This is a genomic window from Paraburkholderia hiiakae (genome assembly GCF_904848665.1).
GTDB classification, from domain to species: domain Bacteria; phylum Pseudomonadota; class Gammaproteobacteria; order Burkholderiales; family Burkholderiaceae; genus Paraburkholderia; species Paraburkholderia hiiakae.
The window spans coordinates 139093-157856 of sequence record NZ_CAJHCQ010000008.1 but is presented as its reverse complement, the minus strand read 5'-3'; the positions used below and the strand labels follow the sequence as shown (position 1 = coordinate 157856).

Genomic DNA, 18764 nt, shown 5'->3' with positions numbered 1-18764 from the left:
GATTCGCCAGATTTCCGGCGGTTTCCCTTTTTCATCGCAGTTATAGTCCGACGGCCATGACCTATACCAGCTCAACCGTTCGCGTGCCCGACGTGGCGGCCGTGCCGCGCCACATCGCGATCATCATGGACGGCAATGGCCGTTGGGCAACGCAGCGTCGTCTGCCGCGCGTAGCAGGCCACACGCGCGGCGTCGATGCCGTGCGTTCGGTCGTCGAATCGTGCGTGGAGCGCGGCGTCGAATACGTCACGCTCTTCGCCTTCAGTTCCGAGAACTGGCGCCGGCCGACCGACGAAGTCTCGTTCCTTATGCGTCTTTTCGTCACCGCGCTCGAGCGCGAAGTGGCGCGCCTGCACGCGAATGGCATACGCCTGCGCGTGGTCGGCGACCTGTCGATGTTCAACGAGCGCATTCAGGACCTGATTCGCCGTGCGGAAACCAAGACCGCACGCAACACCCGTCTCACGCTCACGATCGCCGCGAACTACGGCGGCCGCTGGGACATCCTCCAGGCCACGCGCAAGCTGGTTGAGGAGGCCGCGGCCACGGGCCAGCCGGTCCCCGTCACCGAAGACGCGCTGTCCCAGCATCTGGCGATGGCTTACGCGCCCGAACCGGACCTCTTCATCCGCACGGGCGGGGAGCAGCGGGTGAGCAACTTCCTGCTGTGGCAACTCGCCTACGCCGAGTTCTATTTCACCGACACGTTCTGGCCAGATTTCGACGCCGAAGCGCTCAGCCGCGCCATTGCGTCGTATGCCGAGCGCGAGCGCCGCTTCGGCCGCACGAGCGCGCAGGTCGTCGCCCAGAACGCCGATTCGCTTTCATGCTAAAGACCCGCGTCATTACGGCGCTCGTCCTGCTGGCAGTCTTCCTGCCGATCACGCTGTTCGCGCCTGTGGCGGCGTTCGGCGCGCTGATCGGCGTCGTGGTCGTGTTTGCCGCGTGGGAGTGGGCGCGCCTCCTGAAGGCAGGCGTGGCCGGCTCGATCGTCTATGCCGTGATCGCGGCGGCCGTCGTGGCGCTCAGCACGCGCCTGCCGGCGCCCCGGCCGCTCTTTCAGGCGGCGGGCGTGTTCTGGATCATCGCCGGCCCTTACGTGCTGCTGCGCAAGCCGGTGCTCGCCGCGGGCGCGTGGCGCGCTTTCCTGCTCGCCGCGGGGCTCGTCGTTTTCGCGGCCTGCTGGCACGCCCTCGTTGCGGCGCGCATGGCGGGCGTGGCGTTCGTTCTGTCCCTGCTGCTCGTGGTCTGGCTGGCCGATATCGGCGCATACTTTGCAGGTAAGGCATTCGGAAAGCATAAGCTCGCGCCTTCGATCAGCCCCGGCAAGACCTGGGAGGGCGCCGTGGGCGGCTGGGCCGCTGTGATGGTCGTGTCCGGCGCGGCGATCGCGCTGCACGCGTTCGAACCCACGCTGTATTCCGCGCTCGCCGCCCAGATCGGGCTTGGACGTGCGCTTTTCGTACTTACCGTGCTGGTCGCGTTCAGCGTGATCGGCGATCTGTTCGAGTCGATGATGAAGCGCCAGGCTGGCGTGAAGGATTCGAGTGGCCTTCTGCCGGGCCACGGCGGAGTCCTCGACCGCATCGACGCGCTGCTGCCCGTGCTGCCGCTTGCCATGCTGCTGCTCGGCTAATGGCGCCCGGCTAGAGATTTGAATATGCAAAAACGACTCACACTGCTCGGTTCCACTGGCTCGATTGGAGATAGCACGCTCGACGTCGTCGCGCGTCATCCGCAACGCTTCTCGGTCTATGCGCTCACCGCGCATCGCAACGGCGAGAAACTCGTCGAACAATGTCTGCGCTTCACGCCCGAAGTGGCCGTGGTCGGCGACGCCGATACCGCCGCACAGGTCGAGCGCAAGCTGCGCGAGGCCGGCTCGAAGACCGTCGTCACCTACGGGCCGCAGGCGCTCGTCGAAGTCTCGAAGAGCGACGGCTGCGACACGGTGGTCGCTGCCATCGTCGGCGCGGCAGGTCTTGCGCCTACGCTCGCAGCGGCGAAGGCTGGCAAGCAGATCCTGCTCGCCAACAAGGAAGCGCTCGTGATGTCGGGTGACATCTTCATCGACGCCGTGTGCGACAGCGGCGCCGTGCTGCTGCCGCTCGACAGCGAGCACAATGCCGTGTTCCAGTGCTTTCCGCGCGAAAACGCGCAGCGCGACGGCGTCACGAAGATCATCCTGACCGCCTCGGGCGGCCCGTTCCGCACGCGCGAGCCCTCGACGCTCGTGAACGTGACGCCCGACGAGGCCTGCAAGCATCCGAACTGGTCCATGGGCCGCAAGATTTCCGTCGACTCGGCCACGATGATGAACAAGGGCCTCGAAGTGATCGAGGCACATTACCTGTTCGACCTGCCGGGCGAGCGCATTGACGTGCTGATCCACCCGCAGAGCGTGATTCATTCGATGGTCTCGTACGCCGACGGTTCGGTGCTCGCGCAACTAGGCAACCCCGACATGCGCACGCCGATCGCACATGCACTCGCGTACCCGGAGCGTGTCGATTCCGGCGTTGCACAACTGGATCTCGCGCAAATCGCGACGCTCACGTTCGAAAAGCCCGACTACGAGCGCTTTCCGTGTCTTGCGCTCGCCATGCAGGCATTGTCCGCCGGCGGCGTGGCGAGCACGGCGCTCAACGCGGCGAACGAAGTCGCCGTGGAAGCATTTTTGAACCGACGCATCGGCTTCATGGCCATCGCCCAGACGGTGGATGCCGTGCTCAACGCGCTCGAGAACCGCACCGCGTCGAGTCTCGAAGTCGTGCTCGAAGCCGACGCGGCAGCCCGCCGTGCGGCTCACACCATCATCGACAGCTTGCCGGTGCCAGCCTGACAGGTCAGCGAGGGGCTTGCGGAAGGGCCCTTGCGGCCCCTCAGGCACGCGAGCCTGACCTCGGGGCCGCTGCCGCACCGGTGCGCTGCTTCCCGCCCAGGAGGCGCTCATGAACCTGCTTACCGAACTGGTCGCATTCGTCGTGGCGATCGGCGTGCTGGTCGTCGTGCACGAATACGGTCACTACAGCGTTGCGCGCCTGTGCGGCGTGAAGGTCCTGCGTTTCTCGATCGGCTTTGGCCGGCCGCTCGTCCAGTGGGTCAGCAAGAAGAGCGGCACCGAGTGGACCATCGCGGCGCTGCCGCTCGGCGGCTACGTGAAGATGCTCGACGAGCGCGAGTCGCCCGAGCAGATTCCCGCGAGCGATTTGCCACACGCGTTCAACCGCCAGTCGGTCGGCAAGCGCATTGCAATCGTCGCTGCTGGGCCGATCGCCAATTTTGTGCTGGCTGTCGTGCTCTTCGCGGTGGTATACGCGAGCGGCGTGACCGAGCAGAAGGCCATAGTCGCGGCGCCGCCCGCGCAGTCGGCGGCGGCTCGGGCGGGCTTCCAGGGCGGCGAAACAATTCTTTCGGTGAGCGATGCAAATGGCAGCCGCACCGAGCCCGTGCGTTCGTGGTCGGACCTGCGCTGGAAACTGCTCGGCACGGCGTTCGATCAGGGTCATGTCGTCCTTGCCGCGCGTGACGGCGAGGGCACCTACGATTTCCCGCTCGATCTCTCCCAACTGACCAGCAAGGATCTCGACGACGACTTCATGTCGAAGCTCGGACTCGAGGCGGGCGGCAACACGCTCAAGGTGGCGGCCGTGGAGGCGGGGAGTGCGGCGCAACATGCCGGGCTGCAAGCGGGAGATCAATTGCGCGCCGTCGACGGCCGGCCCGTGGACAGCGCAAGCACTTTCATCGCCTATGTGAAGGCGCATGCGGGCAAGCCCGTGCGGCTCACGCTCGCGCGCGGCGACGCTGCCCAGAACACGCAGCAGACGCTCACGCTCACCGTCACGCCGACGCTGCAGCGCGACGCGCAAACGGGTGAGCAAGCGGGGCGAATCGGCGCTGCGCTCTCGGCACAGGCGCCTTCCGTGGACGTGCGCTACGGACCGATCGAGAGCGTGCGGCTCGGTGCGTATCGCACGTGGGATATCGCGGTGTATTCGCTGCGGATGTTCGGCCGCATGATCACGGGCGAAGCTTCGCTGAAAAATCTGTCAGGCCCGGTGACGATTGCTGACTATGCCGGCAAGAGCGCAAGACTGGGTCCTTCCGCGTTCCTGTCGTTCCTCGCCCTCGTGAGCATCAGCCTCGGTGTATTGAATCTGCTCCCAATTCCGGTATTGGACGGGGGGCATCTGTTATATTATGCGGTTGAAGCCGTAACGGGCAAAGCCGTCTCGGACCGCTGGCAGCTCGTACTGCAGCGCGCGGGACTTGCCTGCATCGTCGCACTGTCGGCGATCGCGTTGTTCAACGATCTGGCTCGGTTAATCCATTTTTAAAGATGTCTGGCGGCGTCCGTGGGCGGGCCGCCTGATCTGATGCAGCTATACATAATTGGGGAAGCACGTTGTTTAGACCTCATCGCTTGGTTCCAAAAACGGTTGCGGCCGCGGCAATCGCCGCACATGGACTCGTTGCCCACGCAGCAACGACGCCTTTCGTGGTTCAGGACATCCGCATCGAAGGGCTGCAACGCGTCGAGCCGGGCACGGTGTTCGCCTACTTGCCGATCAAGCAGGGCGACACGTTCACCGACGACAAGGCGTCCGAGGCCATCCGCGCACTCTATGCGACGGGCTTCTTCAACGACGTGAAGATCGCCACCGAAGGCGGCGTAGTGGTGGTGCAGGTGCAGGAGCGTCCGGCCATCGGCACGATCGACTTCGCGGGCATCAAGGAATTCGACAAGGACAACCTCACCAAGGCGCTGCGTGCGGTTGGCCTATCGCAAGGCCGCTACTACGACAAGGCGCTCGTCGACAAGGCCGAGCAGGAGCTCAAGCGCCAGTACCTCACGCGCGGCTTCTACGCCGCCGAGGTCACGACCACGGTCACGCCGATCGACCGTAATCGCGTTGGCCTGCTGTTCTCGGTGGTCGAAGGTCCGAGCGCGAAGATCCGCCAGATCAACTTCATCGGCAACAAGACGTACAGCAGCGGCACGCTCCTCGCGGAGATGCAGCTGTCCACGCCGAACTGGTTCTCGTGGTACACGAAGAACGACCTCTACTCGAAGGAAAAGCTCACGGGCGACCTCGAGAACGTGCGGTCGTACTACCTGAATCACGGCTACCTCGAGTTCAACATTGACTCGACGCAGGTCTCGATCTCGCCCGACAAGAAGGACATGTACCTCACCATCGGCATTCACGAAGGTGAGCCGTACAAGGTGTCGGGCATCCAGCTGTCGGGCAACCTGCTCGACCGCGAGGCCGAGCTCAAGAAACTCATCAAGATCAAGCCGGGCGATACCTTCTCGGCCGAGAAGCTGCAGGCCACGACCAAGGCCATCGTCGACAAGCTCGGCGAATACGGCTACGCATTCGCGACCGTCAACGCGCTGCCGCAGATCGATCAGGCGAATCACACGGTCAACCTCACGCTGCAGGTCGATCCGAGCCGCCGTGTGTACGTGCGCCGCATCAATGTGGTGGGCAACACGCGCACCCGCGACGAAGTCGTGCGCCGCGAAATGCGCCAGCTCGAAAGCTCGTGGTTCGATTCGAACCGCCTCGCGCTTTCGAAGGACCGCATCAACCGTCTGGGCTACTTCACCGACGTCGACGTGACGACAGTGCCCGTGGAAGGCACGGCCGACCAGGTCGACGTGAACGTGAAGGTTGCCGAAAAGCCGACCGGCGCGATTACGCTGGGTGCGGGCTTCTCGTCCACGGACAAGGTGGTGCTGTCGGCGGGCGTGTCGCAGGACAACGTGTTCGGTTCGGGCACGTCGCTCTCGCTGAACGTGAACACCGCGAAGACGTACCGCACGCTGGCCCTCACGCAGGTGGACCCGTACTTCACGGTGGACGGTATCAAGCGCATTACCGACGTCTACTACCGTACGTACCAGCCGCTGTACTACTCGACCGATTCCAGCTTCCGCATCATCACCATGGGCGGCGACCTGAAGTTCGGCATTCCGTTCTCGGAAGTCGACACGGTCTACTTCGGCGCGGGCTTCGAGCAGGACACGCTCGACGTCGACTCGGCCACGCCGCAGAGCTACATCGACTACGTGAACGAGTTCGGACGCGTGTCGAACAACGTGCCGCTCACGGTTGGCTGGTCGCGCGACGCGCGTGACAGCGCGCTCGTGCCGAGCAAGGGCTACTTCACGCAGGCGAACGCCGAATACGGCACGCCGGCGGGCGCCACGCAGTACTACAAGGCCGATATCCAGGCCCAGTACTATTACTCGTTCGCGCGAGGCTTCGTGCTCGGTCTGAACTTCCAGGGCGGCTATGGCAACGGCCTCGGCGGCAAGCCGTACCCGATCTTCAAGAATTACTACGCGGGCGGTATCGGTTCGGTGCGTGGCTACGAGCCGAGTTCGCTCGGTCCGCGCGACAAGACCACGAACGACCCGATTGGTGGTTCGAAGATGCTCGTCGGCAATATCGAGCTGACATTCCCGCTGCCGGGCACGGGCTATGACCGCACGCTGCGTGTATTCACGTTCGTTGATGGTGGTAACGTCTGGGGCGAGGAAGGTAATACCAGCATTGGCGCGAACGGCCTGCGTTACAGCTACGGTTTCGGTCTCGCGTGGATTTCGCCGATCGGCCCGCTCAAGCTGAGCCTTGGCTTCCCGCTCGTCAAACACGAAGGCGACCAGTACCAGAAGTTCCAGTTCCAGATCGGGACGGCATTCTGACGTATGTTTTGCCCGGCGTTTGTTGCGCGCGCTGCGCGCAGCGCCGGAATCCAGGAAACGAGAGGATGACTTTGCTAACGGGTATGTTTTCCAGACGGACGATCGGGGCGATTACCGTGTCGCTGGCGCTCCTCGGTTTTGGCATGGGTGTGGCGCAGGCGCAGGAAGCAAGGATCGCGGCGGTAAATTCCGATCGCATCCTGCGCGAATCCGCTCCCGCAAAAGCCGCGCAGACCAAGCTCGAAGCTGAGTTCGCCAAGCGCGACAAGGATCTGCAGGACATGGCGCAACGCCTGAAGTCGATGTCCGATTCGCTCGACAAGAACGGCCCGTCAATGTCGCCGACCGATCGCGCACAGAAGCAGCGCGACCTTTCCGCGCTCGACAGCGACTTCCAGCGCAAGCAGCGCGAATTCCGCGAAGACCTGAACCAGCGCCGCAATGAAGAACTGGCGGCGGTGCTCGACCGCGCGAACAAGGTGATCAAGCAGATCGCCGAGCAGCAGCATTACGACCTGATCGTCCAGGAAGCGGTGTACGTGAGCCCACGCATCGACATCACCGACCAGGTGCTGAAGGCGCTCGCAGCGAACAGCACTGGTAGTGGTAGCAGCAGCAACTAAGGCAACTAAAAGCAACTAAGGCAGGAGCAGCACGCGCATGGCATTTACGCTTGAGGACATTGTCGGGCGGTTCGGCGGCGAGGTGGTGGGCGATGCGACGCAACGCGTCAGTTCGCTGGCGCCGCTCGACCAGGCGGGTCCGCAACAGCTCGCGTTCCTCGCCAATCCGAAATATCTCGCGCAGGTCGAGACGACCCGCGCGGGCGCTGTGCTCATCAGCCCAGGCGACCTCGAAAAGCTCGCATCGCGCGAGGGGCGCAACTTCATCGTCACACCGAATCCGTATGCTTACTTCGCGCGTGTCGCGCAGGCGTATATCGACCTCGCCGCGCCGAAGGCGCAGCCGGGCATCCACGCCAGCGCCCACGTCGACGCGAAGGCGCAGGTCGCCGCGAGCGCGGTGATCGGCCCGAACGTCACGATCGAAGCGGGCGCCGTGATCGGCGAAAACGTGCGGCTCGATGCGAACGTCTTCATCGGCCGCGGCACCCAGGTGGGCGAGGGCTCGCACCTGTATCCGGGCGTGACCGTCTACCACAGCTGCAAACTTGGCGTACGCGCCATTGTGCATGCCGGCGCCGTGATCGGCTCGGACGGCTTTGGTTTCGCCCCCGATTTCACGGGCGAGGGTGACGCGCGCACGGGGAGCTGGGTCAAGATTCCGCAGGTGGGCGGCGTGGCCATCGGGCCCGACGTCGAGATCGGCGCGAACACCACGATCGACCGCGGGGCGATGGCCGATACGATCATCGAAGAATGCGTGAAGATCGATAACCTCGTGCAGATCGGCCACAACTGCAAGATCGGCGCGTACACGGTCATCGCGGGCTGCGCCGGCATTGCGGGCAGCACGACGATCGGGCGCCATTGCATGATCGGCGGCGCGGTGGGCATTGCGGGGCACGTCACGCTGGGCGACTACGTGATCGTCACGGCAAAGTCGGGCGTCTCGAAGTCGTTGCCGAAGGCTGGCATCTACACGAGCGCTTTCCCGGCGGTCGATCACGCCGACTGGAACAAGAGCGCCGCGCTGTTGCGTAACATCGACAAGCTGCGCGACCGTATCAAGGCGCTCGAGGCGGCGGTTGCCCAGAAGCCGCAGGGCGAATAAGAAAGCAGTATCGAGGTAGCGGGCGGCGTGTCGCGGGAGCGGCGCGCCGTTTTGCGTCGCAGATGACCGAAGGTACCCACCTGGGGCAACCCGCCCGGGGCTACCCGCCCGGGGCAATACCCATGCACGGGAGCTCGGGCGTGGCGCATACTTCGCGTCAGCGCGGGCGTGTTTGGTCAAGCGCCTCGAATATCGAAATCGAAAGTCACACGCGCAATTCCTGCGTGAGCAGAACCACCATGAACATCGAAAAACTCAACTTCGACATCCACAAGATTCTCACGCTGTTGCCGCACCGCTATCCGTTCCTGATGGTGGACCGGGTCATCGAGCTGGAGCCGCACAAGAGTATCAAGGCGTTGAAGAACGTGACGGTCAACGAGCCCTTTTTCACGGGGCACTTCCCGCAGCGTCCGGTAATGCCCGGCGTGATGATTCTCGAAGCGCTGGCGCAAACCGCCGCGCTGCTCACGTTCTCGGAGGAGGAGCAGGACTTCGAGAATACGCTGTACTACTTCGTAGGCATCGACGGCGCGCGCTTCAAGCGCGTGGTCGAACCGGGCGACCAGCTCATCCTCAACGTGACGTTCGAGCGCTACATGCGCGGCATCTGGAAGTTCAAGGCGGTAGCCGAAGTGGAAGGCTCCGTGGCCTGCGAGGCGGAACTCATGTGCACCGTCAAGAAAATGGACGCGGCGCAATAAGAAGCGCCGCCGCGGCGCGCCTTGACCTCGAGGCGCCGCCGCACGGAAACAGAATCGGAGAGCGAGGACGAATGAGCAGGATCCATCCCACCGCGGTCGTCGAGTCGGGCGCGCAGATCGACGAATCGGTCGAAATCGGGCCGTTCGCGGTCATCGGTGCGAACGTCACCATCGGTGCGCGCACGCAGGTCGGCTCGCATAGCGTGCTGGAAGGCCACACGTCGATTGGCGAGGACAACACGATCGGCCACTACGCGTCGATCGGCGGCCGTCCGCAGGATATGAAGTACAGGGGCGAACCCACGAGGCTCGTGATCGGCAACCGCAACACCATCCGCGAGTTCACGACGCTGCATACGGGCACGGTGCAGGACACCGGCGTCACGATCATCGGCGACGACAACTGGATCATGGCCTATGTGCACGTGGGTCACGACTGCCGTCTGGGCAACAACGTCATCATGTCGAGCAACGCGCAGCTCGCGGGCCACGTGATCGTCGACGACCACGCGATCGTCGGCGGCATGACCGGCGTGCACCAGTTCGTGCGCATTGGCACGCATTCGATGGTCGGCGGCGCGTCGGCGCTCGTGCAGGACGTGCCGCCGTTCGTGATTGCCGCCGGGAACAAGGCGGTGCCGCACGGCATCAACGTCGAAGGTCTGCGCCGCCGCGGCTTCTCGCCCGACGCGATTTCCGCGCTGCGCTCGGCGTATCGCACGCTCTACAAGAACGGGCTCTCGCTCGAAGAGGCGAAGGTGCAGCTCGCCGATCTCGCGCAGGCGGGCGGCGATGGCGACGTGCACGTGAAGGCGCTGCTCGACTTCGTCGAGCAGTCGCAACGCGGCATCATTCGCTGATCGATGGCGCTGCAAACGCGTCCGCTGCGCCTCGCGATGGTCGCCGGCGAGCCGTCCGGCGACCTGCTCGCGGCATCGCTCCTTGCGGGTCTCAAGGCCCGCTTGCCCGACACTACGCAGTACTACGGAATTGGCGGCCCGCGCATGATGGCCGCCGGCTTCGATGCGCACTGGCCGATGGAAAAGCTCTCGGTGCGCGGCTACGTCGAGGCGCTGCGGCACATTCCCGAGATTCTGCGCATCCGCAACGAGCTCAAGCATCAGTTGCTGGCCGAACCGCCTGACGCCTTCATCGGCGTGGATGCGCCCGACTTCAACTTCGGTCTGGAGCACGCGCTGCGCGACGCGGGCATCCCGACGATCCATTTCGTCTGCCCGTCGATCTGGGCGTGGCGTGGCGGTCGCATCAAGAAGATCCAGAAGGCTGTGGATCACATGCTGTGCGTGTTTCCGTTCGAAACGGCGCTCCTTGAGAAGGCTGGGGTGGCGGCTTCGTATGTGGGCCATCCGCTCGCCGACGAGATTCCGCTCGAACCGGACATGACCGGCGCGCGTCGCACGCTTGGCCTGCCGGAAGGCGGCCCGGTGATTGCGGTGCTGCCGGGCAGCCGCCGCTCGGAAATCAACCTGATCGGGCCGACCTTCTTCGACGCGATGCAGATCATGCAGCGGCGCGAGCCGGCGCTGCGCTTCGTGATGCCGGCGGCGACGCCCGCTATCCACGCACAGTTGCAGGAACTCGCGAACGCGCACCAGGGCCTCGCGCTCACGATCATCGATGGGCAGTCGCAGCTCGCCATGACGGCCGCCGACGCGATCCTCGTGAAAAGCGGCACCGTCACGCTCGAAGCGGCGCTCCTCAAGAAGCCGATGGTCATCTCGTACAAGGTGCCCTGGCTCACGGGGCAGATCATGCGCCGCCAGGCCTATCTGCCTTACGTGGGCCTGCCGAACATTCTCGCGGGCCGCTTCGTCGTGCCGGAAATCCTGCAACACTTCGCGACGCCGGAGGCGCTTGCCGACGCGACGCTCACGCAGTTGCAGGACGAGGCAAACCGGCGCACGCTGACCGAGGTGTTCACGCAGATGCATCTGACCCTGCGCCAGAACACCGCGGAGCGCGCGGCCGAAGTGGTCGCGAGCATCGTCGAACGCCGCAAGGGGCGGGCATGAGCGAGGGTGCGATCAAGCGCGCGAAAGCGCCGGCCGTGAAAAAGCCGCCGTCGCAGGCGGCACTCAAGCTCGCCGCGCGCCGCAAGGCAGCGCGGCAAGCCGGGCTGCTGTTCGAGTCGCCAGACGATGTGATTTGCGGCGTGGACGAGGCGGGGCGCGGGCCGCTCGCCGGGCCTGTGGTCGCGGCGGCCGTGATTCTCGATCCGGCGCGGCCGATTCGAGGGCTCGACGATTCGAAGGTGTTGATGGCGCAAGCGCGCGAAGCGCTCTATGAGCGCATAGTCGAACGCTCGCTCGCGTGGTGCGTCGCCTCGGCGAGTGTCGAGGAAATCGATACGCTCAACATCCTGCACGCAACGATGCTGGCGATGCGGCGCGCCGTCGAAGGCTTGAGCATCGTGCCGACACTTGCGAAGATCGATGGCAATCGCTGCCCGGTGATGCCAGTGCGCAGCGAAGCGGTGATTGGCGGCGACGCGCTCGTGCCGAGCATTTCGGCGGCGTCGATCATCGCGAAGGTCACGCGCGACCGCATGCTCGTCGATCTGCACCAGGTCCATCCGCATTACGGTTTCGACGCCCACGCGGGCTACGGCACGCCGCAGCATCTCGAAGCGTTGCGCGTGCATGGTCCGTGCGAGCATCACCGGCGCTCGTTCGCGCCCGTGCGTGACGCGTACGCGTTGCACGGGATCGTCGTGGCCGGTGCAGCAACGGCGGTCGCCGCCGCCGGCCTCGAAGCAGGCGACGCCTTCGCGCCACTGCCTTGAGCCGCCGCTGACGGCGTCGCACGCGAGCCGGCACCGTTTCGCGTAGTACAGGCGCCGCCGTTTTTCTTTCTCTCGATCCTCATTTGACACGCCAGGCCCGCCCGTGAAAGCCATTACCTCGCGCGACAATCCGCTCTACAAGCGTCTGAAGGCGCTGGCCGGCTCGACGCATCAACAGCGGCGCAGTCATCAGGCTTTGCTTGAAGGTTTCCACCTCGCGAGCGCGTGGCTCGATGGCGGCTCGCAGCCCGAATACTGCGTGGTGACCGAAGGCGCGCTCACGCATGAAGAGGCACAGGCCATCGTCGCCCGCGTGGACGAGCGCCGCGTGATCTCCCTGCCCGACGCGCTCTTCGGGCAACTTTCGAACGTCGTGCATGGCGTGGGGCTGCTGTTGCTCGTCGATATGCCGGAAGCCCAGTTGCCCGAGCGTGTCGGATCGACTTGCCTCGTGCTCGACGGATTGCAGGACGCCGGCAACGTCGGCTCTATTCTTCGCAGCGCGGCAGCCGCTGGCATCGACCGAGTCTTTTGCACGCCGGGCACGGCCTACGCGTGGTCGTCGAAGGTGCTGCGCTCGGCAATGGGTGCGCACTTCGTCCTGCAGGTGTTCGAGAACGTGGATGCCGAAGCGCTCGTCGAGATGCTGGGCGTGCCGGTCGTCATCACCGATTCGCACGGAGCGCAGGCGATCGACGAGGCCGATCTCACGGGCCAGGTCGCATGGGTGTTCGGCAACGAAGGGGCGGGCGTTTCGCAGGTATGGCGCGACGCGGCGGCGCTGCGCGTGACGATTCCGCAGCCGGGCGGAATGGAATCGCTCAACGTCGCAGCGGCGGCGGCTGTGTGTGTGTTCGAGCAATGCCGGCAGCAGCGGCACGCGCGTTGACGCTCGGAGCAGCTAGCAATAAAAAAGCCCGCGTCGTGACGCGGGCTTTTTAGTTTCGGGCAGGCCGTTGTTTCAATACGACGGCTTGTCGATGCGGATTTCCTGCAGGATCGTGGTGGCGATTTCCTCGATCGACTTGTGCGTCGACGAGAGCCACTTGATGCCTTCGCGGCGCATCATCGCCTCGGCTTCGTTCACTTCATAGCGGCAGTTTTCCAGCGCGGCGTATTTGCTGCCCGGGCGCCGCTCGTTGCGGATCTCGGTGAGACGCTGAGGATCGATCGAGAGACCGAAGATCTTCGTACGATGCGAAAGCAACGCATTCGGCAGCTTGCCGCGCTCGAAGTCGTCGGGAATGAGCGGATAGTTCGCGGCCTTCACGCCGTACTGCATCGCGAGATAAAGGCTCGTAGGCGTCTTGCCGCTGCGCGACACGCCTACGAGGATTACGTCGGCGTCGGCGAGATTGCGGTCGGACTGGCCGTCGTCGTGGGCGAGCGAGAAGTTGATCGCCTCGATACGGTTCTTGTATTCGTCGGTGTCGGCGTTCTGGTGGCCGCGACCCATCGCGTGGCTCGACTTGAGCTCAAGCTCCTGCTCGAGCGGCTCCACGAAGGTCTGGAACATGTCCATCACGAGCGCATTTGCGCGTTTGACGATCTCGTTCGAGTTGCTGTCCACGAGCGTCGTGAACACGATCGGGCGGCGGCCTTCCTGCACGGCGGCTTCGTTGATCTTCTCGGCGGTCGAGTAGGCCTTCTCGGACGAATCGACAAAGGGCACGCGCACGAGGCGGAATTTCTGATCGAACTGCGACAGGATCGAATGCGCGAAAGTTTCGGCAGTGATCCCGGTACCGTCGGAGACGATGAATACGGTAGGCGGCATCGGTTGAGGCTGGGTACGTGAGCTGCAGGGCCGCTCGGGACAGGCTTGGGCGCCCGGAAAGCCCCGTCCGGCTGGACCGAGGGGCAATTCTCGCCGACTGGCACAAATTCGGAAGTCGGCACGGTAGAATAGCGGCAACCTGTTGGATAAGCAATTGCAGTGCAACCGCGCCAAACGGTCGCCTATCACGGCGCATTCTGGTGTCAATTTGCAGCGATTCCGTCTAACTCCATGTAATCGCGCGCATCTTCGTGCTTTTCCATTAAATGGAACTTCGCTCGTGTCACGTGAGCGATTGCTTCTCCAACAGGTTGCGCAAGACGCGAATCCGCTTCCAATGGGCGGACCGCGTTCGAGCCCACTTGCGCAATCGTGAATTTTTTTCACACTTAGGGGCTTGTATGACTAACACCGTTGCCAAGGATCAGGCGTATGTAGTGCCTTTCGAGCAGTTGCGGATGACCGATGTCGAGATCGTGGGCGGCAAGAACGCCTCGCTCGGCGAAATGATCAGCCAGTTGGCTGAAGCAGGCGTGCGTGTCCCCACGGGCTTCGCGACGACCGCGCTCGCCTTCCGCGACTTCCTGAACCATAACAACCTGACCGAACGGATCGCTGCTCGTCTGGAGACGTTCGACGTCGACGACGTGAAGGCGCTGGCCGAAGCTGGCAAGGAGATCCGTCAATGGATCATCGACGCGCCGCTGCAGCCGAAGCTCGAAGCGGACATCCGCGCCGGTTTTGTGACGCTCCAGAACGGTTCGCCGTCTGAGCTGTCGTTCGCCGTGCGTTCGTCGGCAACGGCGGAAGACTTGCCCGACGCATCGTTTGCCGGTCAGCAGGAAAGCTACCTCAACGTGGTGGGCATCGAAGACGTGCTCGATCGCCTCAAGCACGTGTTCGCGTCGCTCTACAACGACCGCGCTATTTCCTATCGTGTCCACAAGGGTTTCACCCACGCCGAAGTCGCACTTTCGGCCGGCGTGCAGCGCATGGTTCGTTCGGACCGCGGCGCCGCGGGCGTGATGTTCACGCTGGACACGGAATCGGGCTTCAAGGACGCCGTGTTCATCACGTCGAGCTACGGCCTCGGTGAAACGGTCGTGCAGGGCGCCGTGAATCCGGACGAGTTCTACGTCTTCAAGACCACGCTCGCTCAGGGCAAGGCTCCGATCATCCGCCGCTCGATCGGCTCGAAGCTCATCAAGATGGAATTCACGCAGCCGGGCGAGCCGGGCCGCGTGAAGACGGTCGACGTCTCGCACGAGCAGCGCAACCGCTTCTCGATCACCGACGAAGACGTGATCGAGCTGGCCAAGTACGCCGTCATCATCGAAAAGCATTACCAGCGTCCGATGGACATCGAGTGGGGCAAGGACGGCCTCGACGGCAAGATCTTCATTCTCCAGGCGCGTCCGGAGACGGTGAAGAGCCAGGCCGCGGGTAAGGTCGAGCAGCGCTTCAAGCTCAAGGGCCAGTCGCAGGTTCTCGCAACGGGCCGCGCAATCGGCCAGAAGATCGGCGCGGGCCGCGTGAAGGTGATTCACGATCCGTCCGAAATGGAACGCGTGCAGCCGGGCGACGTGCTGGTCGCCGACATGACCGACCCGAACTGGGAGCCGGTGATGAAGCGCGCTTCGGCCATCGTCACGAACCGTGGCGGCCGTACCTGCCACGCGGCGATCATCGCGCGTGAGCTGGGCGTGCCGGCAGTCGTGGGCTGCGGCGACGCAACCGACGTGCTGAAGGACGGCGCGCTCGTGACGGTTTCGTGCGCGGAAGGCGACGAAGGCCGCATCTACGACGGTCTGCTCGAAACCGAAGTCAGCGAAGTCCAGCGTGGCGAGCTGCCGGCCATTCCGGTCAAGATCATGATGAACGTCGGCAATCCGCAGCTCGCGTTCGACTTCTCGCAACTGCCGAATGCAGGTGTTGGCCTCGCGCGTCTCGAGTTCATCATCAACAACAACATCGGTGTGCACCCGAAGGCGATTCTCGAGTACCCGAATGTCGACGCGGACCTGAAGAAGGCCGTGGAAAGCGTTGCACGCGGCCATGCATCGCCGCGCGCGTTCTACGTCGACAAGCTGACGGAAGGCATCGCCACGATCGCGGCGGCGTTCTATCCGAAGCCCGTCATCGTGCGTCTGTCCGACTTCAAGTCGAACGAGTACAAGAAGTTGATCGGTGGTTCGCGCTACGAGCCGGACGAAGAAAACCCGATGCTGGGCTTCCGCGGCGCGTCGCGTTACATCGCCGAGGACTTCGCGCAGGCGTTCGAAATGGAGTGCGTGGCGCTCAAGCGCGTGCGTGAAGAGATGGGTCTCGCGAACGTCGAGATCATGGTGCCGTTCGTGCGCACGCTCAAGCAAGCTGAGCGCGTGGTGGGTCTGCTCGAGAAGTTCGGCCTCAAGCGCGGCGTGAACGATCTCAAGCTCATCATGATGTGCGAAGTGCCGTCGAACGCGATTCTTGCTGAAGAGTTCCTGCAGTACTTCGACGGCTTCTCGATCGGCTCGAACGACCTCACGCAGCTTACGCTCGGCCTCGACCGGGACTCGGGCATGGAACTGCTTGCCGTCGACTTCGACGAGCGCGATCCGGCCGTGAAGTTCATGCTCAAGCGCGCGATCGAAACCTGCCGCCGTCTGAACAAGTACGTCGGCATCTGCGGTCAGGGCCCGTCCGACCATCCGGACTTCGCCCAGTGGCTCGCGGAAGAAGGTATCGCTTCGATCTCGCTGAACCCGGACTCGGTTATCGAGACGTGGCAGCAGCTGGCGAAGTCGCAGTCGAAGTAAGCGTGGTGCCGAGGGTGTGAATCCTCGGCGTATGTGCAGCTTGAGGCGGCTTCCCGAGCGGCGTTACACGCTTCGGAAAAAAGTGTCAGCTTCGTGCTATAACACCCCGGTCTATCCGGGGTGTTTTACTTTGGGAGGTCGTCGTGGGTCCGCATGGTTTGTTCTGGTGGATTGCTGCCGGCGTGCTCATCGTCGCGGAGCTGATGACGGGCACCTTCTACCTCTTGATGATCGCGCTCGGCTTTCTCGCCGGTGCGCTCAGCTATGAGCTTGGCGCGCAGCTCGACGTGCAGCTGATTGTCGCGGCGGTGGTTGGGCTCGCGGGCGTCGTCACGCTGCGGCGCTCGCGCTTCGGCCGCCGTCGGCGCATGACCGACGCTTCGACCGATCCGGGCGTGAACCTCGATATTGGCGCAACACTCGCCGTCGCCGCGTGGCGCGACGGCCGCGCGCGCACGATGTATCGCGGCGCCGAGTGGGACGTCGAACTCGCACCTGGTGAGCCCGAAGATGCGCCGCTCTATGAAATCACGGCGGTGCGCGGGAGTTGCCTGGTTGTCGCGGCGAAGCGCGAGCGGCGCGAATCGACTGCCCCCGGCAGCGCTCGCGACAGCGCGCGCCACGCGTGACTGGCCGCATTCAATCACCACACCAACAAACCACACAGAAGCGAACGGAGGTCCCGTATGCAAGTCCCAGTCGTCGGCCTGATTCTGCTCGTGATCGTCATCGTGCTGATCGCGCAGACCATCAAGATCGTGCCGCAGCAGCATGCCTGGGTGCTCGAACGGCTTGGGCGCTACCATGCCACGCTCACGCCTGGGTTGACGATCGTGCTGCCGTTCGTGGATCGCGTGGCCTACAAGCACGTGCTCAAGGAGATTCCGCTCGAGGTGCCGAGCCAGGTTTGCATCACGCGCGACAACACACAGCTTCAGGTGGATGGCGTGCTGTACTTCCAGGTGACCGATCCGATGAAGGCATCGTACGGGTCGAGCAATTTCGTGTTCGCAATTACACAGCTTTCGCAGACCACGCTGCGCTCCGTCATCGGCAAGCTCGAACTCGACAAGACCTTCGAGGAACGCGACTTCATCAACCATAGCGTCGTTTCGTCGCTCGACGAAGCCGCCTCGAACTGGGGCGTGAAAGTGTTGCGCTACGAGATCAAGGACCTGACGCCGCCGAAGGAAATCTTGCACGCCATGCAGGCGCAGATCACTGCCGAGCGGGAAAAGCGCGCGCTCATCGCGGCCTCGGAAGGCCGCAAGCAGGAGCAGATCAACCTGGCGGCAGGGGCGCGCGAGGCGGCGATCCAGAAGTCGGAAGGCGAGCGCCAGGCGGCCATCAACCAGGCGCAGGGTCAGGCGGCCGCCATTCTCGCCGTGGCCGAGGCGAACGCGCAGGCCATTCAGAAGGTCGGCAACTCGATCCAGGCGCAGGGCGGTATGGATGCCGTCAACCTGAAGGTGGCCGAACAGTACGTGAATGCTTTCGCCAATCTCGCGAAGCAGGGCAATACGCTGATCGTGCCGGGCAATATGAGCGATCTGAGCACGATGATCGCTTCGGCGCTCACGATCGTGAACCGGTCGGGGTTGCGAGAGGGGCAGATCAGTGGCGCCGGGGCGAAGGGTGCATAAGCGCCCAGGCCGCCGAAAATGACAACGGGCCGCGTGAGCGGCCCGTTCTCCATCTGAACGATTCCGGAAGAATCAGGTGGGCGAGCGCATCAAGCGCGCCTTTTCTCGCTCCCAGTCGCGCTTCTTCTCGGTTTCGCGCTTGTCGTGCAGCTTCTTGCCCTTGGCGAGGCCGATCTCGCACTTCACGCGGCCGCCCTTGTAATGGAAGTTAAGCGGCACGAGCGTGAAGCCGCGCTGCTCGACCTTGCCGATCAGTTTGTCGATTTCTTCGCGTTTCAGCAGCAGCTTGCGGATGCGGGTGGGATCGGGCTGGATGTGCGTCGAGGCCTCGGGCAGCGGGCTGATGTGCGTGCCGATCAGGTACAACTCGCCATCCTTGATCATGACGTAGCTTTCCTTGATGTTGGCTCGCCCGGCGCGCATGGCCTTGACTTCCCATCCTTCCAGCACGAGCCCGGCCTCGTGACGCTCTTCGATGAAGTAATCGAAGAACGCTTTTCTGTTGTCGATGATGCTCATAGGAAAATGGGATTGGCCCAACTCGTTTAAAATTGCGATTTTAGCAAAGCGGGCTGCCGAAAGCC

General features: G+C 63.8%; 17 protein-coding genes. 15 read left to right on the top strand and 2 right to left on the bottom strand.

The window, feature by feature from the left end; genetic code table 11:
* The first annotated feature begins 56 nt into the window (after positions 1-56).
* The 12 genes from uppS to JMY28_RS17305 all read left to right on the top strand — a co-directional run bounded on the left by uppS (position 57) and on the right by JMY28_RS17305 (position 12848).
* Positions 57-833 (top strand): polyprenyl diphosphate synthase, encoded by a 777-nt coding sequence (uppS, locus tag JMY28_RS17360; protein ID WP_201697153.1) that lies wholly within the window; start codon positions 57-59, stop codon positions 831-833.
* Entirely contained in the window at positions 827-1636 is an 810-nt protein-coding gene (locus JMY28_RS17355; protein ID WP_201697152.1) for a phosphatidate cytidylyltransferase, read from the top strand. Before uppS ends, JMY28_RS17355 begins: the two co-directional genes overlap by 7 nt.
* 24 nt (positions 1637-1660) lie before the next feature.
* Positions 1661-2842: a 1-deoxy-D-xylulose-5-phosphate reductoisomerase gene (locus JMY28_RS17350; RefSeq protein WP_201697151.1), complete on the top strand. Its 1182-nt coding sequence runs from the start codon at positions 1661-1663 to the stop codon at positions 2840-2842.
* A gap of 109 nt (positions 2843-2951) precedes the next feature.
* Entirely contained in the window at positions 2952-4340 is a 1389-nt protein-coding gene (gene rseP / locus JMY28_RS17345; protein ID WP_201697150.1) for an RIP metalloprotease RseP, read from the top strand.
* A gap of 68 nt (positions 4341-4408) precedes the next feature.
* The gene (gene bamA / locus JMY28_RS17340) at positions 4409-6718 is read left to right on the top strand and encodes an outer membrane protein assembly factor BamA (protein ID WP_201697149.1); all 2310 of its coding nucleotides are present in this window, start codon (positions 4409-4411) and stop codon (positions 6716-6718) included.
* Positions 6719-6789: 71 nt separating this feature from the next.
* Positions 6790-7341, top strand: a complete 552-nt coding sequence (locus JMY28_RS17335; RefSeq protein ID WP_201697284.1) for an OmpH family outer membrane protein — start codon at positions 6790-6792, stop codon at positions 7339-7341.
* Positions 7342-7378: 37 nt separating this feature from the next.
* Positions 7379-8452, top strand: coding sequence for a UDP-3-O-(3-hydroxymyristoyl)glucosamine N-acyltransferase (lpxD, locus tag JMY28_RS17330; protein ID WP_201697148.1), 1074 nt, complete (start codon positions 7379-7381; stop codon positions 8450-8452).
* A 239-nt stretch (positions 8453-8691) separates the two neighbouring features.
* A complete protein-coding gene (fabZ, locus tag JMY28_RS17325; RefSeq protein ID WP_028204052.1) occupies positions 8692-9156 on the top strand; it encodes a 3-hydroxyacyl-ACP dehydratase FabZ in 465 nt (154 codons plus the stop codon).
* A gap of 71 nt (positions 9157-9227) precedes the next feature.
* Entirely contained in the window at positions 9228-10016 is a 789-nt protein-coding gene (gene lpxA, locus JMY28_RS17320; RefSeq protein ID WP_201697147.1) for an acyl-ACP--UDP-N-acetylglucosamine O-acyltransferase, read from the top strand.
* A 3-nt stretch (positions 10017-10019) separates the two neighbouring features.
* Entirely contained in the window at positions 10020-11189 is a 1170-nt protein-coding gene (lpxB, locus tag JMY28_RS17315) for a lipid-A-disaccharide synthase (protein ID WP_201697146.1), read from the top strand.
* Positions 11186-11959 (top strand): ribonuclease HII, encoded by a 774-nt coding sequence (gene rnhB, locus JMY28_RS17310; protein WP_201697145.1) that lies wholly within the window; start codon positions 11186-11188, stop codon positions 11957-11959. Before lpxB ends, rnhB begins: the two co-directional genes overlap by 4 nt.
* Before the next feature lie 103 nt (positions 11960-12062).
* Positions 12063-12848 (top strand): TrmH family RNA methyltransferase, encoded by a 786-nt coding sequence (locus tag JMY28_RS17305; protein ID WP_201697144.1) that lies wholly within the window; start codon positions 12063-12065, stop codon positions 12846-12848.
* Positions 12849-12920: 72 nt separating this feature from the next.
* Here JMY28_RS17305 and ppsR read toward each other — a convergent pair whose 3' ends face one another.
* Positions 12921-13736 (bottom strand): posphoenolpyruvate synthetase regulatory kinase/phosphorylase PpsR, encoded by an 816-nt coding sequence (ppsR, locus tag JMY28_RS17300; RefSeq protein ID WP_028204047.1) that lies wholly within the window; start codon positions 13734-13736, stop codon positions 12921-12923.
* A gap of 401 nt (positions 13737-14137) precedes the next feature.
* On the opposite strand from ppsR, the gene ppsA reads away from it, so the two are divergent.
* The 3 genes from ppsA to JMY28_RS17285 all read left to right on the top strand — a co-directional run bounded on the left by ppsA (position 14138) and on the right by JMY28_RS17285 (position 18180).
* A complete protein-coding gene (gene ppsA, locus JMY28_RS17295) occupies positions 14138-16537 on the top strand; it encodes a phosphoenolpyruvate synthase (RefSeq protein WP_201697143.1) in 2400 nt (799 codons plus the stop codon).
* Between the two features lie 143 nt (positions 16538-16680).
* Positions 16681-17166 (top strand): NfeD family protein, encoded by a 486-nt coding sequence (locus JMY28_RS17290; RefSeq protein WP_201697142.1) that lies wholly within the window; start codon positions 16681-16683, stop codon positions 17164-17166.
* Positions 17167-17223: 57 nt separating this feature from the next.
* Positions 17224-18180, top strand: coding sequence for an SPFH domain-containing protein (locus JMY28_RS17285; RefSeq protein ID WP_201697141.1), 957 nt, complete (start codon positions 17224-17226; stop codon positions 18178-18180).
* Between the two features lie 72 nt (positions 18181-18252).
* Here JMY28_RS17285 and smpB read toward each other — a convergent pair whose 3' ends face one another.
* On the bottom strand, positions 18253-18699 hold the full coding sequence (gene smpB, locus JMY28_RS17280) for an SsrA-binding protein SmpB (RefSeq protein WP_028204044.1): 447 nt from the start codon (positions 18697-18699) through the stop codon (positions 18253-18255).
* Between the last annotated feature and the right edge of the window lie 65 nt (positions 18700-18764).